10 protein-coding genes are annotated in these 11036 nt (G+C 63.8%); 2 read left to right on the top strand and 8 right to left on the bottom strand.

Going from position 1 to position 11036, the window contains the following annotated elements; genetic code table 11:
• Nucleotides 1-85 precede the first annotated feature (85 nt).
• From CJ179_RS47970 to CJ179_RS47950, 5 genes are all read right to left on the bottom strand, one after another.
• Nucleotides 86-1225: a Gfo/Idh/MocA family protein gene (locus CJ179_RS47970; protein ID WP_095866176.1), complete on the bottom strand. Its 1140-nt coding sequence runs from the start codon at nt 1223-1225 to the stop codon at nt 86-88.
• Nucleotides 1226-1437: 212 nt separating this feature from the next.
• Nucleotides 1438-2619 (bottom strand): CaiB/BaiF CoA-transferase family protein, encoded by a 1182-nt coding sequence (locus CJ179_RS47965; protein ID WP_257016320.1) that lies wholly within the window; start codon nt 2617-2619, stop codon nt 1438-1440.
• A gap of 167 nt (nt 2620-2786) precedes the next feature.
• Nucleotides 2787-3185, bottom strand: coding sequence for a nuclear transport factor 2 family protein (locus tag CJ179_RS47960; RefSeq protein ID WP_095866175.1), 399 nt, complete (start codon nt 3183-3185; stop codon nt 2787-2789).
• A gap of 134 nt (nt 3186-3319) precedes the next feature.
• On the bottom strand, nt 3320-4195 hold the full coding sequence (locus tag CJ179_RS47955) for an enoyl-CoA hydratase-related protein (protein WP_257016319.1): 876 nt from the start codon (nt 4193-4195) through the stop codon (nt 3320-3322).
• The gene (locus CJ179_RS47950) at nt 4165-5130 is read right to left on the bottom strand and encodes an enoyl-CoA hydratase/isomerase family protein (protein WP_095866173.1); all 966 of its coding nucleotides are present in this window, start codon (nt 5128-5130) and stop codon (nt 4165-4167) included. The genes CJ179_RS47955 and CJ179_RS47950 overlap by 31 nt, the downstream gene beginning before the upstream one ends.
• Before the next feature lie 101 nt (nt 5131-5231).
• Between CJ179_RS47950 and CJ179_RS47945 the strand changes: the two genes are divergently transcribed.
• Nucleotides 5232-6410 carry a CaiB/BaiF CoA-transferase family protein gene (locus CJ179_RS47945; RefSeq protein ID WP_095866172.1) on the top strand — a complete coding sequence of 393 codons (1179 nt, stop codon included), beginning with the start codon at nt 5232-5234 and terminating at the stop codon, nt 6408-6410.
• On the opposite strand, the gene CJ179_RS47940 is transcribed toward CJ179_RS47945, so the two are convergent.
• Nucleotides 6383-7042 (bottom strand): TetR/AcrR family transcriptional regulator, encoded by a 660-nt coding sequence (locus CJ179_RS47940; protein ID WP_095866171.1) that lies wholly within the window; start codon nt 7040-7042, stop codon nt 6383-6385. The two genes, CJ179_RS47945 and CJ179_RS47940, sit on opposite strands and share 28 nt — an antisense overlap.
• Nucleotides 7043-7336: 294 nt before the next feature.
• On the opposite strand from CJ179_RS47940, the gene CJ179_RS47935 reads away from it, so the two are divergent.
• On the top strand, nt 7337-8044 hold the full coding sequence (locus CJ179_RS47935) for a 3,4-dihydroxy-2-butanone-4-phosphate synthase (RefSeq protein ID WP_179377954.1): 708 nt from the start codon (nt 7337-7339) through the stop codon (nt 8042-8044).
• Between the two features lie 184 nt (nt 8045-8228).
• Here CJ179_RS47935 and CJ179_RS47930 read toward each other — a convergent pair whose 3' ends face one another.
• Nucleotides 8229-9356, bottom strand: coding sequence for a Gfo/Idh/MocA family protein (locus tag CJ179_RS47930; protein ID WP_095866169.1), 1128 nt, complete (start codon nt 9354-9356; stop codon nt 8229-8231).
• 188 nt (nt 9357-9544) lie between these two features.
• A complete protein-coding gene (locus CJ179_RS47925; protein ID WP_095866168.1) occupies nt 9545-10882 on the bottom strand; it encodes an MFS transporter in 1338 nt (445 codons plus the stop codon).
• Nucleotides 10883-11036: the final 154 nt, after the last annotated feature.

The following is an 11036-nucleotide window of genomic DNA, read 5'->3' as shown; positions in this document are numbered from 1 at the left end:
GCGGCAAATGCAGTCGCCACCACGACCACTGCACTGGCTGGGACCCTCAGCACCGTAGCTTTCCTCAACCGCGCGCGCCCGCAGATCACAGTTCCACCCGTACACCCCGCTCGGCGGATTCCTCGATCGAGTCGATGAAGTGATGCAAACTCAGTGCGTGGGAGAAATCCGGAACCACTGATGTTCCGTGCGCGACATCGTCGACTATCTGGGCATACGCGTGGGCGACTGTGAACGCGTGGCTTCCATGCTCGGGGAGCGACGTCAACTTGATGTACTTGTCCGGAGTAGGCAGCGAAGTCAGCTCGGATTCGTCGCCGCGGGCACCGACAAGATGCACCTGACCGTACTGAAGGAATGCCCCGGCGTAACCATCCCCGCGTACGATGATGTCGCCCTTGGTGCCGTTGATTTCCCAATGAAAGTCAGTGCCACGACTTGTGCCCCCACGGAAGTGGGTGGCGACGACAGCTCCGCTGTCGAGCACGCCCTGGACGGCGATCTGGTCGGCCACAGTCTTCAGATGCAGCTCGTCAGGACGGCGGTGCATTCTGACTTGCTTGCGGCGAATGGCGGTAGTCGCCTGGATGGTCGCGAAGTCGCCGAGGACGTATTGCACCGCATCGAGAGTATGTGCTGCCGGAATCGTCAGCAGCGAGGCGCCCTCCTCGCGGTCGAGCAAGTATGTCTTCTCAGGAAAGGTCAGATCTCCCCAGGAGACGCCAGACGCGGTCAGTGTTGTTGACAGCACCTCGCCCACGTACCCTTCTCTGATCAAGTCACGCAAGTAGCGGATCGCGGGCGTCGCCCGGGCCTGCATTCCAACGAAGGTCCGGATCCCCAGGGTCGAGGCCTGCTCGGTCAGCTGCCTGGCCTCTGTGGATCCGTTACCCAGCGGCCATTCGCAGAGCACCATCTTTCCGGCAGCCAGCGCCGACTCGATCAGGTCCTTGTGTTTGGAAACCTTGACGGCAATCACCACCAGATCCACGTCGGGATCGTGTGCGAGCGCCGCGGCATCGGTGTGGTGGGGTACGGCGAATCTCTTCCCCGCCTGCGCCGCCGATTCCGGCGAGCTCGCAGTCAGTGCTCGTAGCTCGACTCCGGGCACGTTCTCGATCGCGGGAGCGTGTGCGAGGGCCGCCCAGCCCCCGCGTGCGCTGAGGCCGACGATGCCGATTCCGATCGGTCGTGCCTTGTTGGAATGTGGGTCGACACGTTCCATCTCATCTATTCCTCGGATGGTCCGGCCAATATGCGGTGCAGATGTCAAGGTCTACCTCCTCTGCCGCTGGTGAATTCGGTGTTGTTGAGGACCAGACACCTCCGCGTGCTCGTGTCCTCAGCACTTGTCGGTAGGTCGGGTATGGGGCAACGACGTCGGCTGCGCCATTGTCACCCGCGATTCGCGGGAAACGAGTTTCCGGGCCCTTCGACTCACGAGGTGAACGGCGCTTGGGAGACGAGTCCCAGTCCGGAGAGAACTTGTTCGGTGTCTTCGCCGAGCGCTGGAACTCGGCCCATTCTGGTCGGCCACACACCGGCGCCGGTAGGTGACTCGAGGGCGACCAACGGGCCGGCCTCCGAGTCGATCTGCCGCACACGGTCGCGGGCGAGGAGCTGAGGATGGTCGGCGAGTCGCTGCGGCGGACTTTGCTGTGCGTGCGCGATCTGCGCCTGGTCCAGCAATCGTGCTGCCTGCTCCGAGGTCAGCTGCGCCAGCCGTTCCTCGATAATGGTGAGAAGTTCGTCCCGGTGGGTAAGCCGGGCCGAGTTGGTAGCGAAGCGGTCGTCGACAGCCAGCGGCGCCGCGCCCAGGACGATATCGGCGAAGCGGGCCCACTCGCGGTTGTTTTGCACGGCGATGACCATGCGCTGCCCGTCACCGATCTGCACCGGACCGTATGGAGCGATGGATGCATGTGAGGCGCCCGCCCGCGTCGGTGCCGCGCCTGCATACCGCCCGTAGTAGAAGGGAAATCCCATCCACTCCCCTAGCGACTCGAGCATCGACAGGCTCAATTGCCGCCCCTCCCCTGTACGGGTGCGCTCGTACAGGGCCGTCAGAACACCGCTGAACAAATACATTCCGGCGGCGATATCCGCGACCGGGATGCCGACCTTGGCCACGCTGGTCGCGCTGCCGGTCACATCGAGCAGACCCGCTTCGGACTGGATCAGAAGGTCGTAGGCACGGCGATCACTGTCGGGACCACCGGCACCGAAACCCGACAGATCACCGGTAATCAGACCGGGCCGACTCGCACGGACTGCAGCCGGCCCGAAGCCCAGACGCTCCATCGCCCCTGGGGCGAGATTCTGCAAGAAGACGTCCGCGCGGTCCAGGAGGCGGTCGAGGGCCTGCCGCCCCTGAGCGGTCTTCAGATCGAGGCAGACCGATTTCTTGGAGCGGTTCAACCAGACAAAGTGTGCTGAAAGACCCTCCACCACGTCGTCGTAGTCGCGGGCGAAGTCGCCGCCCTCGGGACGCTCGATTTTGATGACTTCGGCCCCGAGGTCGGCCAGCTGCCGGGACGCGAAAGGCACAGCGACGGCCTGCTCGACCGAGACTACGACGATTCCCTCCAAGGGAAGGCCTATGGTTCCAGCTTCATCCACCACAATCTCCAATTCGTGTGTTCGGACACTCCCCCGGCCGCAGCCACTATCGTCCGACACGCACAGTCGCCAGCGCACATCAACAACCGCCGCGGAAAGCCCGGCTGAGGCGCCGCGGTGGCGCGACAATGCGCGCGAACTACCGGCGGGACAGACGCCGGTGATGTTCAGTTCGTCGGCAAGTCCAGCAGGAAACTGACCTCGTGGCGGACGAACTTCCACTCCTCGTCCTCCCACCTCATCCGGGTTCGGTAAGCACCGACCATTTCGGTGGTGGCGGATCCGTCGGCCACCCGGACGTGCGTGAAATCGGCACGCATGTCGGCCGTATCGCCGTCGACATCGACACGCACGTTGGTGATCAGATGCCGTGCCGTGCTCGGCTCACCGTCCACGCGTGCCTTGGTCAGATACGCGTAGATCCCGTCCGGACCGACGTGCTCCTCCCCCCGAACCGCCATGACGCCGTCCGCGGCGAAGATCTGAGACCAGTCCTTGATCCGGCCGTCGTCGACACGATGCGCGTATTCCGCGTACATCTGCAACGCCATGAATTCCTTGGTCATCGAGCTCACAGAAATCTCATCCCTTCAGTGTTGGGTGGACGGTGTCGTCTCGGCACGACTCGCTTCATCGGTGTGCAGAGTCTGTGCGGATGGCGGGCCCGATCTGCCCGCCATCCGCGGAGCTGTCAGTGCGGTTAAGTGATGCCGGGTCCGCGCTGGCTGCCCTGCACCGGCGATGCCCCCGAGCGGACGGTCTCGACGCGGCTCTTCGCGACCTCTCGAGCCACGTGTGTCTGGTGGCTGAAGGAGTGGCTGGCGAAGTGATAGGCGGCGAAGTCTCGGCGGCCGCGCCGCTCTTCCATGAAAGTGAAGCTCGCCTTGGACAGCTCCAGGGTTTCCCGAGGAATGGTGACAAGCCGGTCCACGACCGACTGCACCTTGGCGTCCAGTTCGTCGACGGGAACGACCCAGTTGACGAAGCCGATCCGCTCTGCCTGCTCGGCGGTCAGCCGCTCGTCGAGCCATAGCGCCTGCTTCGCCCGGCGCTCGCCCAGTCGCCACGCGAAGTGCGGCACCTCGGCGTCGTTGAGTGCCATGGCGGAAATGATCGGGGATCCGAAGATGGCGTCGTCGGCGGCGACGACGAGGTCCGTGGCAGCTGCGAACATCAAACCGGCTGCGAGGCAATTCCCTTGGACCTGACAGATGGTCGGGACCGGCAGGTCCTGCAGCAGCTGCACCGGTTCGACGAACAGGCGCAGTTCCCACTGGCGGCGGCCTTCGGCGGTCTCGATGGCTGCGGCATAGTCCTCGTTGACGACCATTTCACGCAGATCGTGGCCGGCGGTGAAGGAACGGCCCGCGCCGCGAATGACGAGAGCACGCAGTTCCCGGTCCTGCGCGGCGTCCCGCAGCACATCGCGCAACACCTCGAGCATGGCGGCGTTCTGGGCGTTGTGCTTGTCGGGGCGGTTGAAGGTGAGCCAGAGGACGTCGTCTCGTCGCTCGATCAGTAACGGTGGAGCGGAATCTGCCGTGGTCACGCGTCTCGCCCTTGACTTTCCAGCCATCGCCGCTCCCCCTCGGGACCGTCGAGGAACGATGGTGCGCCCTTGGTCAGGATGCCGCCGGTGGGGCCGTAGATCCATTCCAGGGCGGGCCTGACGCCGTCTTCCTTGACTCGACGGAGCAGTTCGTTGAACTTTTCCTCGCGGTGCTCCATATGGTCGAAGATCATGCCTGCCTTGAGCATCGGGTAGAAGCCGATGATGTCGTAGACCATGTTGACGGTCTGCTTATGCAGCGCCAGGATCGGCATCTCGGTCAGCGCGATCTTCTTCGCCAGCCAGTCCGTGTATTCGTCCAGTTCATCCTCGGGCACTGCCTTGTTGATCATGCCGATGCGTTCCGCCGTCGCGCCGTCGAGCGCGTCACCGGTGAACAGCAGCGCCTTCGTCCAGCGGGGGCCCAACGTCAGCGGCCACATACCCAGGCTGGGTTCGAGTCCGAAAGACTTGCTCTCGGGCGCACCGATCATCGCGTCATCGGCGGCGACCACGAGGTCAGTGACGCCGAGGAAGTAACAGGCTCCCGCGTAGCAGTAGCCGTGTAGCTGCAAGATGACCGGCTTCCGGAACTCCCAGAAGGTGTGGTGGAACCACAGGCCGAGCTTGTCGGTGTGCTGACGATCCTCGTGTGCGGTGACGTTCAGGTGCTGGTCGGCGACCTCACGGATGTCCATGCCCGAGCAGAAGGCTCGGCCGGCGCCCTTGATGATCACGACGGAGATGTTGTCGTCCGCATCGAATTCCTTGAGCCCGGCTTCGATTCCCCGCATCATCGACACGCTGAGGGCGTTCAGCCGCTCCGGCCGGTTCAGGATGAGCTTGCCGACCTTGCCGTCCTTCTCGACGAGAACATCAGGACCCTCGTCCTTGCCGCTGTGATTGCCGTTGGTCTGGCCGAGTTGCTCGACGGTGGAGTTCTCGGTCTGTGCGTCGCCCATGACGCCCCTTCCTTCGATCGGATGACTTGCATCTTTTCTAACATGAATTAAGAATGAAAGCTAGGTCTGAGTCCCGCTCCTCCAACTGAAAGGACTCGATCATGAGTCTTCGCAAGCAAACATCCTCACACCCCGGCCCGTTGGCGGGGGTGCGAGTCGTCGAGTTCGGCGGGATTGGGCCGGCGCCCTTCGCGACCATGCTGCTGGCCGACCTCGGTGCCGATGTGGTGCGCATCGACCGGGTCGCCGACCTGACCGACGTGGAGGACGACGGCCGCAGTGTGGTGAACCGCGGCAAACGTTCTCTCGTATTGGACTTGAAGAATCCGCGCGGCATCGAGATCGCCCTCGGGCTCATCGAGCAAGCCGACGTCGTGGTGGAATGCTTCCGCCCCGGGGTGACCGAACGGCTCGGGCTGGGACCCGAGAGCGCCCTCGCGCGAAACCCTCGCATCGTCTACGGCCGCATGACCGGATGGGGCCAGCACGGCCCGAAAGCGCACACCGCCGGCCACGACCTCGGCTACATCGCCGGCACCGGGCTGCTGCACGCCATCGGCGGCGCCGGAGCCCCGAGCGTCCCACTCAACCTACTCGGCGACTACGCCGGTGGCGCAATGTATCTCGTGACAGGTGTCCTCGCCGCCTTGCATCACGTCACACAGACCGGTACCGGACAGGTCGTCGACGCTGCGATCAGTGACGGGACGGCGCATCTCGGTACGCTCATCTACGGCATGCTCGCCGCGGGTGGCTGGCGGGACGAACGCGCGGCGAATCTCCTCGACGGAGGAGCGCCGTTCTACGACGTCTATCAGACCGCCGACGGCGGTCATCTGACGGTGGCTCCGATCGAGCCAAAGTTCTACGCGGAGTTCGCCCGCCTGGCCGAGCTTCCCGAGGACCGGCCGGCGCAGCACGACCGGGACCGCTGGGACGAGCTCCGGGAGGTGATCGCCCAACGAATCAAAGCCCGCACCTTGGCCGAGTGGACCGAGGTATTCAGCGGCACCGACGCTTGTGTGGAGCCGGTGTTGAGTCTGCGCGAAGCCTTCGACGACGAACATGCGAACGCCCGCCAGGCGTTCATCGAGATGGACGGAGTGATTCAGCCTGCACCTAGTCCGCGTTTTTCCGTCACCCCTGGCCACGTACATCGGTCGGCTCCGATGGCCGGCGCAGACACCGCAGAAGTCCTCGAGGAATGGGGCGTCGGCCCGGCCGCCGAGGCCCTAGAGTCCGGGGCCGCGTATCAGCGGGAGGGTGTCAACGCCGGTTGATCGTTCTTCGCGGTCAACAGCCCGCCGGTGATCAACGCCTTGGCGGTGTCGACCACCTCGTCAAGGGAGGCCAGCTTCGGTGTCCACCATTCCGGTGACCAGTTCATCGCCCCGATGATGAGCATCTGCGCGGCAACCGGGTTCAGGTCGGCACGGAGCAGCCCCGCGTCCGCGACATCAGCGACGAGCCCTCGCCAGATTCGACCGTACTTCGTCTCCTCCACCTGCTTGCGGGCGCGCATGTCGTCGGGAAGCTGGCCGGAGTTGCGGATACTGGCGAGGGTGAACGCGGAACCGTGCATCGCGACGCGCAGATGCCCCTCGACTGCGGCCAACAGCCGGGCGACCGGATCGGCGTCCGTCAACTCGCCGAGGATTATTTCGACCTGGATGGTGGCGTTCCTGGTGCCTTCCATCACGACGGCCTCGATCAGCGCTTCACGCGACTCGTAATAGTAGTAGATCGCGGGCGCTTGAACCTCTGCCACCTCGGCAATGTCGATTAGACGGGTTCCGGCGAACCCCTTCTCGGCCAACACCTCTGCCGCCGCTTCCAGAATCCGCCGTCGCGTCCGAACGGCTTTCGCGCCATCCGGCTCCGCGTCGCGTCCGCTCGTTCGTCGCTTTGCCATCTGCTTATTTTAAATGAAAATATGCAGCGCGCAACAGGCCCACTCGTGCCGCGGGTCGCACAACCGCGGCAACTCGGGTCAGTGCCGCGCCGGGGCCGATGGGCGCAGCTTCTTCGCTGCCGCCGTGAATCCCCACATAATGCCCATCGGTGGCCACACTTGCAACCGTGAACGACCCTTGCGTCGCATCGTCGGATTCTTTAAGATGAATTAAAAATTAGTCCGTTGTCGACGATCCGCAAGGTGGTCGCTGACGGGGCCTACAGATACCGATCGCACGGGAAGGAGTCCGCAGTGGCTGCACCAACAGGCTTCGTGGCGAGCTCTGCCGCATCGAAGGGCGACAGAGACGAGCGCATCGAAAAGGATCCCCGAGGCCTGGTCCCGGTTCTCGACGGGGTTTCGCAGGCTCGTGTCCAGTGCGCTGTGGACAGACTTGCGGCCGGCCGATTCGTCATCGTGTGCGACAGCGCCGGCCTGCCTAATCGGGGGGACCTGGTCATCTTCGCGGGTGACGTCTCGTCGGCGGCGATGTCGTTCGCGGTCCGGTATTCGTCGGGATTTGTGCAGGTTGCCTTGACCGAATCGCGGTGCGACGAGTTACACATCCCGATCATGCAGGGAACCGCAACGTACGGCCCGGGCCAACGGGTCACGGTGGACGTCGTGGAGGGAACCACCACGGGTATTTCGGCATCCGATCGGGCCTGCACGGCGCGGGCGCTCGCGAGTTCCAAGTCCACGCCCTCCTCGTTCACCAGACCGGGCCACGTCGTGCCTTTCTGCGTGGATGTCCCATTCGGCTTCCCGGACACGATCGAGCGAGCCTCGCTTCAGCTGTTGGCTCTGGCAGGCCGTGAGCCCGTCGCGGTGACCGCGCAGATCGTGGGTTCGGCGCCGTCTGTCTCGATGAGCCACGGTTCGGACTTGCTGAATTTCGCGAGGTTGCACGATCTTCCGGTGGTCGGACTCGATGATCTCGTAGGTTGCCGGTCCGCCTAGAAACAGGCCGCCGATCCTTCCGGGCAATGGGTGGCCTCTGAGTCTTTGCACGTGGCTTCCCTGTCGCCTGTTCGCGCTGACCCCGACGGCACGCACTCGTCGTATCCGCGTTTGACCCCACGTCACAGTGCGCCTTTGACTTGGGGTTTAAGCGAGTGCGGACGCCGCGCGCCGGTGTCGTTCCCTACAGGCTCAACCGCACCCCGCGCTCGGCCGATCCCTCGATCGAGTCGATGAAGTGGTGCAGCCGGAGTGCGTGCGCGAAATCGGGAACAAGTGATGTTCCGTTCGCGATGTCGCCGGCTATCTGGGCGTAGGCATGGGCCACCGTGAAGGCGTCGCTCCCGTGTTCGGGGAGTGCGGCAACGTCGATGTAGCTGGACGGTGTCGGCAACGGCGCCAACTCGGGCATTTCTCCACGCGCACCGAACAGGTGCAGCTGGCCGTACTCGAGGAATGCCCCGGCATCGCCGTGAATGACGATGTCGCCGTCGGTGCCGTTGATTTCCCAGCGAAAGTTGGTACCTCGGCTTCGGCCGCCGCGGAAGTGGGTGACGGCGACCGCGCCGTCGCCGACCAGACCCTGGACCACGACCTGATCGGCCACCGTCTTGGTGTGCAGCTCGCCGGGATTGTTGCCCATTCGGACCTGCCGACGACGAATGGCGGTGGTCGCTTGAATGCTCTCGAAATCACCGAGGACGAACTGGAGGGCGTCGAGGGTGTGGGCGGCCGGAATGGTCAACATCGAGGCGCCTTCGTTGCGATCGAGAAGGTAGGTCTTGCCAGGTAGGGTCTGGTCGCCCCAGGAGATGCCGGACGCGGTGAGCGTGGTGGACAGCACCCGCCCGACGTACCCGTCTGCGACCAGGTCACGCAGGTAACGGATCGCCGGGGTCGCCCGTGCCTGCAACCCGACGAACGTACGGACGCCCGAGGACGCCGCCTGCTCGGTCAACCCTCTCGCTTCGGCGGTTCCGTTTCCCAGCGGCCACTCGCAGAAGACCATCTTGCCCGCCGACAGTGCGGGCTCGACCAGCCGCTTATGGGTGGATACCTTGACGGCGATCACCACAAGGTCCACCTCGGGGTCCTGCGCGAGCGCCGAGACGTCGGTGTGGGGTCGCACGGCGAACTTCTCCCCCGCCTGTGCCGCCGATGCGGGTGAGCTCGCCGTCAGTGCCCGAAGTTCGAGGCCGGGCACGTTCTCGATCGCGGGCACGTGTGCGGTGGCCGCCCAGCCACCGCGTGCGCTCAGGCCGACGATCCCGACCCCGAAGGGCCGATCGGTCCGTACGTCGACTCGTTCCATTTCATCCAATCCTCGGATAAGTTTCAGCCAGATCTCGCGATTCGGGCGCAGTCCACCCCCACTCGCGGCGGTTTTCGCGGCCACTCCTTGTGGGCGCCACAGATGATGCGTTCCCATCATCGCCGACGGCCGACATAGAGCGGACCGGGTCCCTTTGATGCCCGGACCCGGTCCGCTCTTTCGTAGTGCTACACGGGCAGCTTGTCACGAGCTGTTTCGCGCATACGCAACAGCGCAATCAACCCGATGCCACAGACGGTCATCACCACGAAGGCCGCGGATTGCTGGTTGCCTGTCCACTCGGCGAACTGGGCCGCCAGATACGGGGCAGTGCCTCCCACCAACACGGTGCCGATGTTGAAGCCCAAGGCGACGCCGGTGTACCGATAGCGGCGCGGGAACATCTCGGTGAACGCCTGCATTGCAGGGGCCTGCAGAAAGGCCCAGGGCACCATGAAAACGAAATACGCGAGACCCGCGACAACGAGGCTCGACGTCTTCTCCATGACAAGCATTACCGGGTAACTCAGCACAAGGAAGCCGATCAGACCGATCGCCATTGCCGGTCGCCGACCCCAGCTGTCCGCAAGCGTGCCAGCCAAAGGAACAATGAGCGCCACCGATCCGATAACGATCGCAGCCAGCCAATAGACACTCCCGGCATTGAATCCGACGTTCTTGACGAGGTAGACCGACATGTAGATCAGACCGATGTTCCCTGCACCGTTCATGGCGAAGGAAACTCCAGCCACCTTGAGCACCTCGAATGGATTCTTTCGAATGACCTCGCGGACAGGTGACTTGACCACTTCGTCATTTTCGGCCATCTCGCGGAACTCGGGGGTGTCCTCGAGCTTATTTCGTGCCCACATCGCCAGAATTCCGAGGGGCACCGCGATCAGGAAGGGGATACGCCATCCCCAAGAGGACATTTGTTCCGGGGTTGTCAGTGCTGATACGACACCGGCGGTGGTGGCAGCTGTCGCGAACCCTAGTGCAAGTCCGGACAGGTTAAAGGAAGCGTAGAAAGCTCGCCGGCGCGGGGGCGCGGATTCGGAGATGTACGTCGCAGAACCGGCGAGTTCTCCTCCCGCGCTGAAACCCTGCACCAGACGCGCGAGGATGAGCAGAATCGGCGCGAAGATCCCGATCTGCGCATGCGTCGGCAGCATTCCGATCGCAGCAGATGCTGCGCTGATTCCCACAACCGTACAGACAAGTGCAAGCCGTCGGCCCCTCCGGTCGCCGAGGATGCCGAAGAAAATTCCACCCAGCGGACGAACGACATAACCGGTTCCGAGCACAGCCAATGTCGCCAGCAGCGAAACGGTCGGATCCGAGCTCGGGAAGAAGAGCGGCGCAATGATGACCGCCATGAATCCATACAGGCCATAGTCGTAGTACTCCATCAGGGTACCCAGTGCACCTGCAATAACTGCCCGCCTCGCCTTAACGGAGCCGGCTGTCGAACTGCCCGCGTCGAGCGGGCCATCTGCTCGCACGATAGTGGGTTCATCCACGGACATGCGGCCTCCTGAGATTGTGTGTCGACTGCACCTGGTCGGTGCAGGCCGTACAAGCGGCAAACGGCGATGAGGGGTGGTGACTGCTTGTCGCGAGCCACAACATCAAATTAATCTATTTTCAATTTCTTGAAATTTAGCAAAGTGAGACGTGCCC

The sequence above is a fragment of the Rhodococcus sp. ACS1 genome, assembly GCF_002300155.1.
In the GTDB taxonomy this organism is placed as follows: Bacteria; Actinomycetota; Actinomycetes; order Mycobacteriales; family Mycobacteriaceae; genus Rhodococcus_F; species Rhodococcus_F koreensis.
This window is presented reverse-complemented; position numbering and strand designations above follow the sequence as displayed.